The 13,551-nt window shown below is 60.4% G+C and carries 12 protein-coding genes; 2 read left to right on the top strand and 10 right to left on the bottom strand.

Annotated elements, in window-relative coordinates; all coding sequences use genetic code 11:
* Positions 1-74 precede the first annotated feature (74 nt).
* The 8 genes from pstS to QTL96_RS23765 form a co-directional block, all read right to left on the bottom strand.
* Positions 75-1,097, bottom strand: a complete 1,023-nt coding sequence (gene pstS / locus QTL96_RS23730; RefSeq protein WP_289729440.1) for a phosphate ABC transporter substrate-binding protein PstS — start codon at positions 1,095-1,097, stop codon at positions 75-77.
* 297 nt (positions 1,098-1,394) lie between these two features.
* The gene (gene rsmA / locus QTL96_RS23735) at positions 1,395-2,222 is read right to left on the bottom strand and encodes a 16S rRNA (adenine(1518)-N(6)/adenine(1519)-N(6))-dimethyltransferase RsmA (protein WP_112941319.1); all 828 of its coding nucleotides are present in this window, start codon (positions 2,220-2,222) and stop codon (positions 1,395-1,397) included.
* Complete coding sequence (gene pdxA, locus QTL96_RS23740) at positions 2,222-3,247, bottom strand: 4-hydroxythreonine-4-phosphate dehydrogenase PdxA (RefSeq protein WP_289729505.1); 1,026 nt, start codon at positions 3,245-3,247, stop codon at positions 2,222-2,224. The genes rsmA and pdxA overlap by 1 nt, the downstream gene beginning before the upstream one ends.
* 5 nt (positions 3,248-3,252) lie before the next feature.
* Positions 3,253-4,203 (bottom strand): peptidylprolyl isomerase, encoded by a 951-nt coding sequence (locus tag QTL96_RS23745; RefSeq protein ID WP_289729441.1) that lies wholly within the window; start codon positions 4,201-4,203, stop codon positions 3,253-3,255.
* 183 nt (positions 4,204-4,386) lie between these two features.
* On the bottom strand, positions 4,387-6,732 hold the full coding sequence (locus QTL96_RS23750) for an LPS-assembly protein LptD (RefSeq protein ID WP_289729442.1): 2,346 nt from the start codon (positions 6,730-6,732) through the stop codon (positions 4,387-4,389).
* Positions 6,732-7,820, bottom strand: a complete 1,089-nt coding sequence (gene lptG, locus QTL96_RS23755) for an LPS export ABC transporter permease LptG (protein ID WP_112973534.1) — start codon at positions 7,818-7,820, stop codon at positions 6,732-6,734. The genes QTL96_RS23750 and lptG overlap by 1 nt, the downstream gene beginning before the upstream one ends.
* Complete coding sequence (locus tag QTL96_RS23760; RefSeq protein ID WP_289729443.1) at positions 7,817-8,983, bottom strand: LptF/LptG family permease; 1,167 nt, start codon at positions 8,981-8,983, stop codon at positions 7,817-7,819. The genes lptG and QTL96_RS23760 overlap by 4 nt, the downstream gene beginning before the upstream one ends.
* Positions 8,984-9,080: 97 nt before the next feature.
* Complete coding sequence (locus QTL96_RS23765; RefSeq protein WP_289729444.1) at positions 9,081-9,857, bottom strand: phosphatase PAP2 family protein; 777 nt, start codon at positions 9,855-9,857, stop codon at positions 9,081-9,083.
* Positions 9,858-10,028: 171 nt separating this feature from the next.
* Here QTL96_RS23765 and QTL96_RS23770 point away from each other — a divergent pair, with 171 nt between their 5' ends.
* Complete coding sequence (locus QTL96_RS23770; protein WP_289729445.1) at positions 10,029-11,528, top strand: leucyl aminopeptidase; 1,500 nt, start codon at positions 10,029-10,031, stop codon at positions 11,526-11,528.
* A complete protein-coding gene (locus QTL96_RS23775; RefSeq protein ID WP_047513301.1) occupies positions 11,525-11,974 on the top strand; it encodes a DNA polymerase III subunit chi in 450 nt (149 codons plus the stop codon). Before QTL96_RS23770 ends, QTL96_RS23775 begins: the two co-directional genes overlap by 4 nt.
* A 21-nt stretch (positions 11,975-11,995) precedes the next feature.
* On the opposite strand, the gene QTL96_RS23780 is transcribed toward QTL96_RS23775, so the two are convergent.
* Complete coding sequence (locus QTL96_RS23780; protein WP_112980259.1) at positions 11,996-12,541, bottom strand: GrpB family protein; 546 nt, start codon at positions 12,539-12,541, stop codon at positions 11,996-11,998.
* Between the two features lie 60 nt (positions 12,542-12,601).
* On the bottom strand, positions 12,602-13,528 hold the full coding sequence (locus QTL96_RS23785) for a Gfo/Idh/MocA family oxidoreductase (protein WP_289729446.1): 927 nt from the start codon (positions 13,526-13,528) through the stop codon (positions 12,602-12,604).
* Positions 13,529-13,551 lie beyond the last annotated feature (23 nt).

Consider the following 13,551-nt stretch of genomic DNA (forward strand, 5'->3'; position numbering starts at 1 on the left):
CTAATCTTTGAGGGGCAATCAAAGTTAAGCCGGCCGGAAAGCAGAGCTCTCCGGCCGTTTCGACAGTGTGGGGATCAACCCTTGAACTGGGCGGTCCAGTAGGCTTCGATCTGCTTCACGAGGCTATCGGGAAGCGGAACGTAGTCGAGCGAGGAAGCCTGCTTCTGGCCGTTCTCGAGCGCCCACTTGAAGAACTCGAAGGCAGCCTTGGAGCGAGCCTCGTCCTTGGCCTGCTTGTACATGATCGCCCAGGTCGTAGCCGTGACCGGCCATGCCTTCTCACCAGGTGCGTTCGTCAGGATCAGGTTGAAGTCTTGGGCCTTGTCCCACTCGGCGCTTGCTGCGGCAGCAGCGAAGCTTTCCGCATTCGGCTTCGGATACTTGCCGGCGGCGTTCTCCATAAGCACGTAGGGCAGCTTGTTCTGAAGCGCGTAGGCGTATTCGACGTAACCGATCGAGTCCTTCACGCGCGTTACGTAGGCGGCGACGCCTTCGTTGCCCTTGCCACCGATGCCGACAGGCCAGTTGACGGCGGTGCCTTCGCCAACCTTGGACTTCCAGTCAGCATTGACCTTCGAGAAGTAGTTGGTCCAGTTGAAGCTGGTGCCAGAACCGTCCGAGCGGTGAACGACGGCGATCTGCGAATCCGGCAGCTTGACGCCCGGGTTCAGGTCGGCGATGGCCTTGTCGTTCCACTTGGTGACGTTGCCGAGGTAGATGTCGGCCAGAACCTTGCCGGTCAGCTTCAGTTCGCCCGACTTGATGCCCTTGACGTTGATAACCGGAACGATGCCGCCGACAACCAGCGGAAACTGGCCGAAGCCGGCATCCGTCAGTTCCTTGGATTCGAGCGGCTTGTCTGATGCGCCGAAATCGACCGTTGCGGCCTTGATCTGGGCGATACCGCCGCCGGAGCCGATCGACTGATAGTTCAGCTTGTCGCCGGTCTTCTTGTTGTAGTCAGCCGACCACTTGGAGAGAACCGGGTAAACGAAGGTGGAACCGGCGCCGGTGATATCGGCGGCGGAGGCGGAAGCGGCCATCACGGCCGCGAGGCCGATGCCGAAACAGGTCGATAAAAATGTGTTGGTACGCATAGGAGTTCGCTTTCCTAAAAGCTGAAGGATGGCGACGAGCCGTATGGGGGATACGGTTTTGCGGATGCAAAGAAACCTCGTCGCGGAACGGGCTATTCTCCCTGGATAACAGTTTCATGACAGTTGCCAGCCGAATCGCAGCCGGGCGGCTCCGAACCACAAAGGTGTCGGGCTTCATGTCGGAGCAACGCGAGAAAGAACGAAGATTTTCGCGCAGGCGGATGTCTCCACGCGCGGCGCGATAAGCAACACGGTAGTCGTTTGAGAAAAGCGCGCTGTTTGCCCGAAAGCAGGGCGTCAGAGGCTGTTTGCCAGACGGCAGAACTCTTCGACGGAAAGCGTCTCAGCGCGTCTCTGCGGATCGATGCCGGCCTTTTCGAGCAGCTTCTCGCCGCCGATCGGCTTCAGGCTCTGTCGCAGCATCTTGCGGCGCTGTCCGAATGCTGCCTGGGTCACTTTTTCGAGATTGGCAACGGAGCAGGGGATCGGGTTCTCGTTCGGCGTCAGATGCACCACCGTCGAGGTGACCTTCGGCGGAGGCGTGAAGGCCTGCGGCGGGATGTCGAACGCCATGTGCGCGTTCGTACGCCAACCACAGAGCACACCGAGACGGCCATAGTGATCGTCTTCCTGATCGGCGACGATACGCAAGCCCACTTCCTTCTGGAACATCAGCGTCAGCGATTGCCAGAACGGCGGCCACTGCTTCGGCAGCAACCAGTTCACCAGGAGTTGGGTTCCGACATTATACGGAAGGTTGGCGATGATCTTCACCGGCCCCTCAGGCGCCAGCGCCTCGAAGTCAGTGGTCAAGGCGTCGCCTTCGATCACCTCGAGCCTGCCGGGATAGTGCGCGGCCACTTCGGCAAGCGCCGGTAGACAACGCGGATCGCGCTCGACGGCGATAACCTTCTTGGCCCCGAGCGCCAGGATCGCCCGCGTCAGGCCGCCGGGACCGGGGCCGACCTCGAACACCGTCGCGTCTTCGAGAGGGCCTGCGTTGCGCGCCACCTTCTGCGTGAGGTTGAGGTCGAGAATGAAGTTCTGCCCGAGCGCCTTGCGCGCATCGAGACCATGCCGCCTGATGACGTCGCTCAGCGGCGGCAATCCGTCGAGTGCGGCCATCAGGAATTGCTCTTGGAGGCGCGACCGAGATGCCCGGCAAGCTTCAAGGCGGCAACCAGGCTGCTCTCGCGCGCCAGCCCCTTGCCGGCGATGCCGAAGGCGGTGCCGTGGTCGGGCGATGTGCGGATGAAGGGCAGGCCAAGCGTCACGTTGACGGCATCGTCGAAGCCGAGCGCCTTGGCCGGGATCAAAGCCTGATCGTGATACATGCAGACCGCGACGTCGTAGCGCGCACGCGCTTCGTCATGGAACATGGTGTCTGCGGGCAGGGGGCCGATTGCATCGATACCCTCGGCGCGCAGGAACTGGATCGCGGGGTGGATGACGCTGGCGTCTTCCTTGCCGATGGCGCCGTCTTCGCCGGCGTGCGGATTGAGCCCCGCAACGGCAAGGCGCGGGTTGGCGATGCCGAAACGCTCTACGAGATCGGCATGTGCGATTCGGCAGGTCTCAACGATGAGCTCTGCCGTCAGCGCCTGCGGCACATCCTTGATCGGGATGTGGATTGTAACAGGGATCGCCCGCAGCTTCGGCCCGGCGAGCATCATGACGGGCGTCACAGGCGTGCCGGTTGCACGTTTCGCAAGCTCGGCCAGAAACTCGGTATGGCCAGGAAAACGGAAGCCGCTCTCGTAGAGGACGGACTTGGCGATCGGGTTGGTGACGACGCCGAGCGCTTCACCGCCGATCGTCAGCGACACAGCCTGCTCGATTGCGGCGATCGTTCCTCTGGCTGTGGCCACGTGGGCTTCGCCGGCGGTGACCTCGACGCCTGCGGGGATCGGCAGAACGGGAAGGGCATCGGCGAAGACGTCGATCGCGCCGGCGCAATCCGTCTCGCGGATGGCAACGGTCAAATCCAGCATCCGTGCGCGGGTGGCAAGGACATCAGGATCACCGATGAAAATAAAAGGCGGCAGGCCAAGCTCGCGGCGGCGCAGCCAAGCCATCAATGTGACGTCAGGGCCGATCCCGGCGGGATCGCCCTGGCTCAAAGCAAGCGGGCGGGAGAACGCGAGCGTCATCGACATCAGCGGCGAACGATCTGCGCTTTCTTGCGCAGTTCGTCGAGATACTTGGTAGCGTTGGCGTTTTCCGGCGGAGCGTTCTTGTCCTTTGCCTTGTTCAGGTCTTCTTCGCGGAAGACCATTTCGGCCGCCTGGTCATCGGAAACCTGACGCTGGCTGCAGATCGCCAGATACTCGACACCCTTTTCGGTGACGCGCGTCGCGGTCGTGTTGCCCTTGGCCTGTTCGACAAGCGGCTTCCACTCAGGCGGCAGTTCCGGCGCCAGCATGCGGCCGAGGTCGCGAACGGAAACGTCACGCATCGTGGCGGCGAAAACCTTGGCCTGTTCGCAGCCCGGATACTTCGAGCGCGAGGCTTCCGCTTCGCTCTTGCGCTTACCGACGATACCCTTCTTGCTGGCGGGCACGACGAAGATCATCTGCTGCAGAATATATTCGGTTGTCTCAGGCTTCTGCTTGTTGTTTTCCATCATGCGGGCAACGAGGTCGGCGTTCGACATCTTGTTGCTGTTGCCATAACGGGCGTTCACAAGGCGCGGCCAGCTCATCTGCACGGCAATGAATGCCTTGAAGTGATCGACGCCGACGCCGGCCTGGTTGAGGATCTGCGTCATCTGCGCAGGCGTCAGCTTGTTGCCGGTGGCGAAGCGCGCGAAGGAAGCATCGACGTCGTCCTTGGACACCGACATGCGAACGCGCGAGATTTCCTGTTCCTTCAACGTCTGCTCGATAAGCTGGTCTTCAGCAGCCTTGGCATCCGCCTTTTGGTGCTGCAGGCGCAGGAAGGCCTGACGCTTGGCCACGTCACCGCTGGTCAGAGCCGTGCCGTTGACGACCACTCGGACTTCGCTCGCGGCATAGGCCATGTTGGCCTTCGGCAGTGCCAAGCCCGCGACAGTGGCGAACGCCAAGCCTGCGATCATCGTTCTTACGGTGTTCTTCGCGCCAATCATCTGTCGACCCTTCCCATTAACGCCGCGCTTCGCGTCGCGGCGCGCCTATCTTACCGAGATAACGTCAGCGTTGCTGCCTTCGAGACGCAGCAGCATATGCCGCATATATCCAATGGCCACAATGTCCTGCATAGCGTTACGGCGAAAGAAAGGCTCCTTTCTTTCGCCGTGCTACAAAATCGATCAGTTGTTGTAGATGTTACCGTATCCGAGATCGCTGGCATCACCGAGATTGATGTCGCCAAGCGTACGGAATGTCAGCCTCGCGCCGATCGTCCAATCGCTTGCCGACTGGTCGCTGGTGTCGCGCTTGTCGGAGTAGGCGATGGTGAAGATCGTGCACTCGTCCTCATAGGTAAGGCCGATGGTCTGGCGCGTGAACGTGTTGTTGTTCAGATCGTATGCGATACCGCCGAAGATCGACCAGTAGTCCTTGAACTTGATCTGAGCGCGCGTCTGGAGTTCGTCATTATCCGTGTCGTAGCCATATTCCGGCTGCGCGGAGAGATGCGTGTAGAGAAGCTGGCTCTGGAACGTGTCGGTCTGGAAGCCGGCCGTCAGGTCGCCGCGGCGAAGCTCGAGGCTTTTCTCGTCGAGACGGTACGAAGCGGCAAAGGAAAAGCCCTGCGGCGTTTCGATGCCACCGAGACCGACATAGTCGGACCGCGTGTTTTCAAGGCCGGAATCGGCGCCGACGTTCACGAGGTCAGCCGTGTCGAACGAATTCTGGCCGGCCAACTGGAAGGACTGTCCGAAGATGCCATGCAGCTTGTAGCCGTTGTCGAACGTGCCGGTGTACTGGAAGCCGATATTCGCGCGCGTACCGCCTTCGATACGGTCGTAACCGGAGAACTTGTCGCGTTCGAACAGATTGGTCGCGTCGAAGACCATGCTCTGCGCGTCTTCGTTCGGCAGTCTGCCGGCCAGCGATTCGTTCGGACGGGCGTAGATCTGCATGATCGGCTCGAACACGTGCGTGCTGTTGTCGGTCGTGGCCAGGATCGGATATCGCATCTCGAGGCCAGCCGTCACCATGCCGCGTGTTGCAGCATCGCTCGTGTCGTAGTTGCCGCCGTAGCCGGCCGGGTCGTCCATGTTGAGCGACAGCGCGTCGCCACGGGCCGAAAGCAGCGGCGTGATCAGAACGCCTGCAGGCGTCACGAACGTACGCTTCCACGTCAGTTCACCCGTCAGGCGCGACGTCTGGCCGCTAAGGCCACGATAGCGATCAAAGCCGGCGACATCGTAGAAGTCGTCATGCCCGCGCGAGAGGTTGGTGAAGTTCACGTCGGCCGAGACCTCGCCGCCGGCGAGCGGCTGAGGCGCCACGTAGTGGTAGTCCATCACCGGATAGACGATCGCCTGCTTCTTCTCGGCGGTGTTCGACGGATCGGCGTCCTGTACATCGAAATAGAAGGAGCGCAGGTCGAAGTAGTTCCGCTTCCCGAGACCGGTCAGGTAGATCTGGTTGGTCTGCGTCGAGTTGTCGTAGCCCTTGAGTTTGTAGGTGCGCGCAAAGTTGTTGTCGCTCTGCACCATTACATCCCAGCCGAAAGCCCAACGAGGGTTGATCTGGAACGCTCCCTTCGAGGCGATCATGCCGCGAGCATCGTTCTGCGCGTCGCTGGTTCCTTCAGTGAACTGGCTGGAATTCATCTGGTTGATGCCAGCCATACGCAAGGTGTGCGTACCGTTCTCGAAGCGCTGGCGGAATTCGGCGTCGGCTAGGAAGCCTTGCGTCGTATACCCGGTACCCGTCACCGTCGCGTCCATGCTGGGCGAGATCACGTAGTAGTAGGGGACGGACAGGCCGAATCCAAGATTCTGCGCGCTCACGAAGCTCGGGAACAGGAAGCCCGATTTGCGCTTTACGGTATTGTCGGGAACGACGAGCCACGGAACATAGGCGATCGGATGGCCCAAAAGCTCCATGCGTGCGTGCTCGAGGCGGATAGTGTGCTTCTCGCCGTTCTGGATGACGCGTTCGGCCTTCACCTGCCAGAAAGGCGGCTTCTCGGGCTTTTCCGCGCAGGGCAGACAGGCGGTGTAGACGCCCTTGTTGAGAATCATCTCGGTCCCACCGACCCGCTCGCCGGTTTCGGCGACGATGCGCGTGTTGTCGGGTGTCTCGATTCGGAGCGAATTGATGAAACCGTTCGCGAAGTCATCGGTGACGTCGAGCTTGTCGGAATACATGCGCGTGCCGTCGGGGCTGACGAGCTCGACATTGCCGAGCGCCATCATCCGGCCGGTCTTCTGATTGTACTCGACCCGCTGCGAGACCATCTTGTAGCCGGCGTAATTGATCTGCACGCCACCTACGGCCGAAACGACCTCAGCGTCTTTGTTATAGACGAGCTCATTGGCCAAAAGAAGCATCTTGGCTTCCTTCGAAACATTGGGCTTCATGTTTTGCAAAGCGTCTTGAGCGATAGCAACGGGCACGTTGCCGGTATAGCCGCACAGGGCTACGCCTGCGAACAGGGCAACCAACTGCTTACGAACACTTTTGCGGTTGCCTGCCGCCACTAGCCATCCTCCTGATGAAGCAGAATTGTTGCACCCAAAGCCAAGGCGACGATGACCGGAATCCACGTCGCCACGAAAGGCGGGACAACCCCACTGCTTCCGAATGCTTTCACAAGCACGGTGACCACATAAAGCACGAAGCCTGCCAGGATGCCACCCAGAATCACGGACCTCGATTGGTTGAACCGGCTAAATTTTAGGGACACTGTTGCAGCAATGAGAGTCATCGCCACGAGCAACAATGGTTGGGACAACAAAGAGTGGAATTGAGTCTCAAGAGCCTTGGTCGGAATCCCGAAGGATTTGGCAATGTTGATTCGGTTCGAGAGATCAAAAAATGCAATGGTTTCAGGGGCGGTAAGCCTCTGTTCCACGAAATCCCGTTTCAAATTGGTACGGACCTGTACCTCATCCTTACGCTGAGCGATTTCGCCGGGGCGACGCTCGATAACGTTCTTAAGAAGCCAGTAACCATCTTCCAATTTTGCGGACGCCGCGTCCTGTCTGAGCGCGATGTGATTGCTCGAATCGAAGTGCACCAGCACCGCGTCGACGAGCAGCGTTCCGTCCTCGAGAACGCTTCGCGCACCGATGATGACATCGTCCTGACCACTAATCTGGCGGATCCACGGCACCTGAGGGCCGCCCTTCGAGGCGCCTGCATCGCCGCGCCAATTGCTTTCGACGCTGGCTGCCTGCCTCTGACCCCATGCCGCAAGCGGATTGAGGATCGTCATCACGCCGATGCCGAGCAGAAACGCACCAGCGATGAAAGGCGACATGAACTGCCAAGCGGAAATGCCGGCGGCGCGCGTCACGACCAGTTCGTATTTGCGATTGAGGCCGATCAGCACGGTCATGCCGACGAAAAGTGCGATGAAGGGAACCGTCTGCTGCAGGATGAGCGGCAGACGCACGGCGGTCATCAGCAATCCGCCGGTGACAGTATAGCCGGGCAGGCCGGACATGCGGCTCGCGGTCTCGCTGAAATCGACGAGGTAGACGATGCCGATGACACCGAGGAAGAACCACATCGCCGTCGTTGCATAACGGCGGAAGAAGTAGCGGCCAAGCGTACCGAAAATCATGCGTCACCTCCGGCCGAGCGGGGGAAGCGCTGCTGCAGCTTGCGCCAGCCGATGGCGATCCAGTTGCCGATGAAGCCAAGCAGCGAGATTCGTTTATGCGAAACCAGCGAAACAATCGCCAACGCGCTGATCCCAAGCGGCAGGGCGTAGAGGATGCCGATGAATATCGGTTTCGTTTCGATCTGGTTGGCGGCGTAGAATGTCGCCCATCGAACCGCAAACGCGAGAACCAGTGCCGATACCATCGGGTGCAGCCGTGCCTCGCGATGCGAGCGCGCATCGCCGGCAATCGCAAGCGAAATCAGCGAAAAGACAAGCGGAAGCATCCAGTCGGTCAGGCGCCTGTGAAGCTCTGCAGTGTAGCTGCCGGGTTTGGCGATATAATCCTTGTCCGCAGGATCGGGATTGAGCAGGAACGGCAGCTCGCGGTCGGACGCGCGCAGCGTCGACTGGCCGCGGTTCTGCGTGAGGTCGGAGAGGTCGAACGAATAAGAATCGAAGCGGATGATGGATACGTCGCCGGTCGTGGTTTTCCGGTGGACCTCGCCATCATGCATGATCAGCGACGTGCCCTTTTCGTCCACAGCGCCTTCGCGGGCATAGTAGATCAGCTGGAACGCCGGGTCGCGTTCGTCCACGACGAACAGGCCCTTGAGCACGCGTCCGGCGAGGCGCTCGGATATCTGCACATAGAGGCCGGTATCGATCTGGCGGAAGTTCTTCTCTTCAATCACGGTTGAGAGCAGATCGGCGTAAGCCGCTGCAATCATTTGCCTTGCACCGGTCTTTGCTTTCGGTTCGACGACGTTGTCGACCAAGAAGGAGAAGGCGCTGATGACGGCGGCGAGAATGATGATCGGGCGCCAGATGATGCTGCGGCGCGCGCCGGCGGCATCGATAACGGCTAGCTCCGAATCGTTGTTCATCGTCGTCAGCGTCTGCGTGACGCCGATAACCAGCGCGAAGGGCAGGACGACGGGAATGATCGAAGGCAGGATAAGCGTGGCGAGCTTGGCGAACGAGCCGACCGACTGGCCGCTATCCGTCACCAGATTGATGCGCTGAAGCACCTGCGTCGTCCAGATGATCGCGAGCACGGGCAACAGGGCGACGAGAAACATCTGGCCCACGCGCCGCAATATGTATGTTTCAAGCAGTTTCATGCACGCCCTTGAACGCTCTTCGCGAATTCTTGCCGCCACGCAGCGAAAACCATCTACGCTTTTTGGTTTGCTTTTGCGACAAGCTACCGTCGAAAATTCATTCAATTTTCAGTTTTTTTTCCCGCTGTGGCGAATCGGTCAGCGCCAGGATGCCGGCAAAAACAACGAAGGATGACAACCATCCAAGAATGACGTCGGACAGATAGTGCGCGCCGAAGGCCAGACGCAATGCCGGCGCCAGTAACGAAATCGTGGCCAGCGGCAAAAATAGCGCGCGTCGCGACGCGCGCGGCATGATGAAGAGAAGACAGAGCAGCCAGCCCGCTCCGGCCGCTTCGCCTGAAACGAAAGAACAGTTGGACAGGCATTTGCCCGCTGTCGACCCCGCCGGAACGAAGTCGAGCGCGCCGCCGAAATCGGTTGTGGAAAATGGACGAGGGCGCCCCCAATGGTCCTTGAGGATGAAGTTGACGAGAACGATCGGACCGGCGATCAACGAACCGAGGGCGATCTTCAGCCTGCGCGCGCGCTCGGCGTCGAAGGTGGCGCCGAAATGGCCATAGCAATCGATGAGCTTCCACAGCAGCACAAACGCGGCGATGTAGGGAAGACGCAGGAAAAGCGTACGCAGGACCTGCAGCGTGAATTCCTGGCGATAGGGAAAGTGCCCGCAGACCTCGCGAAGCGAAACGCCGACATTGCAGGCTTCACGGGTGAAGAAATGCGCTGAGATTTCTTGGTCGATCTGTGGAAACAGATTGAAAATGACGAGCAGCGCGAACCAGGTGATGAGAAGGACTTTGAAGATGTCGGGGGCGCTGTAATCCGCGCCGCGTATGGCAGTCGGACTGAAAGCCTTCAATATGGAGTTCAAGACCGATCCTCATCCTGTCAATTCGCTGGGATCAATAGTCGTCATCCATGACGCTTTGTTGACGCAACTCCCGCGATCCTGAACGTGATGGCCGCGACAAAGACTTGTCTTCAGTGGTGAAAACCTGAATGATCGGGCAAGAGGATTTAAAACGATCCCACTGGAGAAGACATGTCAGCCAAATTCGATATCTCGTTTGAAAACTCTGCCGAAATTGCCGGTGGATACGCCATTCTGTTGCAGGCCAAGGGGCAGGATCTAGCCGCCGGCGCAAGTGTCGCCGACCCATCGGGCGTGGTGGCCAAGGCCGCCAAGATCGCCGCCTTCTCGGCCAAGCTCGCCGGCGCGCTCGATATCGTGGCGCCCGAGGGATCGAAGGCCGAGCGCATCTTCGTCATCGGTCTCGGCAAGGCCGACGCCCTGGTTTCGTTCGATTGGCTGAAGGCTGGTGGTGCTGCCGCCTCGAAGATCAAGAACACGACGGATGTGACGATCTTTGTGGACGCGCCCGGCGTGTATGTCACCGCCACGCAGGCCGCCGACTTCGCGCTCGGCATGATGTTGCGCGCCTATGGCTTCGATAGCTATAAGACGAAGAAGTCGGACGACGACAGCAACAGCAAGGACGGCAGCGCGCCCATCAAGGTCCGCATCGTAACCGCAAAGGCATCTGAGGCCGCCAAGGCTTTCGAGGTCTCGCAGGCGGTTGCCGATGGCGTGAATCTGGCGCGCGACCTCGTCAACGAGCCGGCCAACGTGCTTGGCCCGGTCGAGTTCGCCGCCAAGGCCAAGGAACTCGAGAAGCTTGGCGTCGAGGTCGAGATCCTGACGGAAAAGGAAATGGGCAAGCTCGGCATGGGCGCGCTTCTCGGCGTCGCTCAGGGCTCCGTACGCCCGCCGCGCTTGGCTGTCATGCAGTGGAAGGGCGGCAAGAGCGGCGATGCGCCGCTGGCCTTCATCGGCAAGGGCGTCGTCTTCGATACCGGCGGCATCTCCATCAAGCCCGCCGGCGGCATGGAAGACATGAAGGGCGACATGGGCGGTGCTGCCGCCGTCACCGGCCTCATGCATGTCCTGGCCGCCCGCAAGGCCAAGGCGAACGTCGTCGGCATCATCGGCCTGGTCGAGAATATGCCTGATGGCAACGCACAGCGGCCCGGCGATATCGTCACCTCCATGTCCGGCCAGACCATCGAGGTCATCAACACCGATGCCGAAGGCCGCCTCGTGCTCTGCGACGCCGTCTGGTATTGCAACGATCGCTTCAAGCCCAAGTTCATGATCGATCTCGCGACGCTCACGGGTGCGATTCTCGTGGCGCTGGGCAATATCCAAGCCGGCCTGTTTTCCAACGACGACAAGCTGTCGGGTGAGTTGATCGCGGCTGGAACCGAGACCCACGAGCGCCTCTGGCGCATGCCGCTGGGCAAGGAATACGACAAGATGATCGACAGCAAGTTCGCTGACATGAAGAACACCGGCGGTCGCCATGCCGGCTCGACCACGGCGGCGCATTTCATCGGCCGCTTCGTCGGCGAGACGCCCTGGGCGCATCTCGATATCGCCGGCACCGCCATGGGCTCGCCGCTCGACGAGATCAACCAGTCCTGGGGTTCCGGCTATGGCGTGCGGCTGCTCGATCAGCTGGTGCGCGCCAACTACGAATCATGACCGAGGTCCTGTTCTACCATCTGACTGAATCCAAGTTGGAAGACGCGCTTCCGCCACTGCTCGACAAAAGCGTCGAGCGCGGTTGGCGCGTTGCGGTTCAGATGAAGGAAGCGACTCACAGGGATGCGCTCGATGCGCATCTCTGGACCTTTCGCGAAGACAGCTTCCTGCCGCATGGCACGGATGAGGGCGAGCTCGCCGGCAATCAGCCGGTTCTCCTGACCGTCGCTGACGACAACATCAACGGCGCCACTGTCCGGTTCATCGTCGCCGGCGCCGAACCGCCTCCGCTCGATCCCTATGAGCGAGTCGTCTTCATGTTCGATGGCTATGACCAGGAGCAGCTCGAAGGTGCACGCGCGCAGTGGAAGAAGCTGAAAGGCGAGGGGCATAGCCTCACATATTGGCAGCAGACGCCCGAAGGGCGCTGGGAAAAGAAGGCCTAGCCGAGACAGACGCTGGCGGGATCAGCCGATGCCCGCATCCTTGACCACCTTCTCGATGAAATCGTGCTTGGCTCGGGTATACTCCGCCCGGCTTGCCGCATGCGTGCCGGCGAGGTCGATTTTCAGCTGTTCATAGGCGCGGGCGAGATCGGGGTCGGCGCGCAGCGCATCGCGAAACGCCAGCATGCGGTTCCAGTTCTCGCCGCGATATTCCACGACATGCACCAGATGCGTCCTTGTCTCGCCCTTGATGCCGCGCCCGAAGATGTGGTCATCAGGAACGAGATCGGTGCCGGCATAATCGTAGCCGATGCTCTCCATCGCGCCGACGCAGGCGGGGCCATCGGCGAAGTAGCGAATGCCGACCATGATGTCGATGATCGGCTTGGCCTTGATAGCGGGAATCGATGTGCTGCCGACATGCTGGATGTCGATAACGGTGTCGCCGAGCGCCTGGCGGATCGCCTCGGCCTCTTCTTCATAGGCCTCATGCCATAAGGCATTTGCGTCGGAGAGCGATACCGTCAGGTTTTTCAAGCCTAGACCGAAAGCTTCATCGTCGCGCATGCCGAACCTCTGAGATACCCAAGATGACCTTACTGTATCACGAGGTTCGGCAATTTCGAATCAATCGTGGAAGGCTTCCACGAACTTGCGGCGGCCGAGCATGAAGGCATCGGCGACGTGGCGCAGCGGTGCGAGGTCGACGTCGGACTTGCCGGCTTTGACGATCTCCGCGAAGCGGCGATAGAGCGAAGGATATTCCTCTTCCGGCGCCTCGAATTTCAGTTCGCCGTTGATCGACAGCTTCGAGCCGCCTTCGGCAAGAACCATCTTGCCTGCTGACGTCTCGGCGAAGATATCCCAGCTCTGCTTGCCGGTCTGGCGCCAGTCGAATTCGACATGCGCGGGCACGTTATCGGCGTTCTTGAAGTGCAGATCGGCTGCGATCGGCGCGTCGCGGTTCTCGGGGAACTCCAGCGTTGCGCTCGTCAGGAAGATCGCCTTCGGCAGGATGTGCGTGACGATCGACAGAGCGTTGATGCCGGGATCGAACACGCCAAGGCCGCCGGCCTGCCAGATCCAATCCTGATTCGGGTGCCACTGGCGCACGTCTTCCTTCCAGACGACGTGAACGCTTTCGATGGTCGTTGACGCGAGGAAGGACTTGGCAGCCTCTACGGCCGCCGCATAGCGCGAATGCCAGCTGGCAAATAGCGAGACACCCTTGGAGGCTGCCAGCGCCTCGAGATCGGCCACTTCGCTCAGCGTCGCGCCCGGGGGCTTTTCAAGGAACACGTGCTTGCCGGCCGAAAGCGCCTTGTGCGCGGCCTCATAGCGATACTGCGGCGGCATGCACAGCGACACCGCGTCGATCTCGGGCACGGCGTCGAGCATCGCGTCGATCGCTGTAAAGCTCTGGACGCCATCGACGGTGCCGTGACGGCTCGCCGTGGCGATCAGGTTGAAATCCGGATTCTTGGCGATGGAGGGAAGGTGCTGGTCGCGGACGATCTTGCCGACGCCGACGATGGCGAGGTTGATGGGTGACATGCTGTTGGCTCGCTTCGGTGTTT

Source organism: Rhizobium sp. S163, assembly GCF_030380805.1.
Classification (GTDB): Bacteria; Pseudomonadota; Alphaproteobacteria; order Rhizobiales; family Rhizobiaceae; genus Rhizobium.

Coding starts and splice junctions, on each gene's coding strand:
- pstS (WP_289729440.1), bottom strand. CDS start 1,097: ATGCGTACCAACACATTTTTATCGACCTGTTTCGGCATCGGCCTCGCG.
- rsmA (WP_112941319.1), bottom strand. CDS start 2,222: ATGGCCGCACTCGACGGATTGCCGCCGCTGAGCGACGTCATCAGGCGG.
- pdxA (WP_289729505.1), bottom strand. CDS start 3,247: ATGACGCTCGCGTTCTCCCGCCCGCTTGCTTTGAGCCAGGGCGATCCC.
- QTL96_RS23745 (WP_289729441.1), bottom strand. CDS start 4,203: ATGATTGGCGCGAAGAACACCGTAAGAACGATGATCGCAGGCTTGGCG.
- lptG (WP_112973534.1), bottom strand. CDS start 7,820: ATGATTTTCGGTACGCTTGGCCGCTACTTCTTCCGCCGTTATGCAACG.
- QTL96_RS23760 (WP_289729443.1), bottom strand. CDS start 8,983: ATGAAACTGCTTGAAACATACATATTGCGGCGCGTGGGCCAGATGTTT.
- QTL96_RS23770 (WP_289729445.1), top strand. CDS start 10,029: ATGTCAGCCAAATTCGATATCTCGTTTGAAAACTCTGCCGAAATTGCC.
- QTL96_RS23775 (WP_047513301.1), top strand. CDS start 11,525: ATGACCGAGGTCCTGTTCTACCATCTGACTGAATCCAAGTTGGAAGAC.
- QTL96_RS23780 (WP_112980259.1), bottom strand. CDS start 12,541: ATGCGCGACGATGAAGCTTTCGGTCTAGGCTTGAAAAACCTGACGGTA.
- QTL96_RS23785 (WP_289729446.1), bottom strand. CDS start 13,528: ATGTCACCCATCAACCTCGCCATCGTCGGCGTCGGCAAGATCGTCCGC.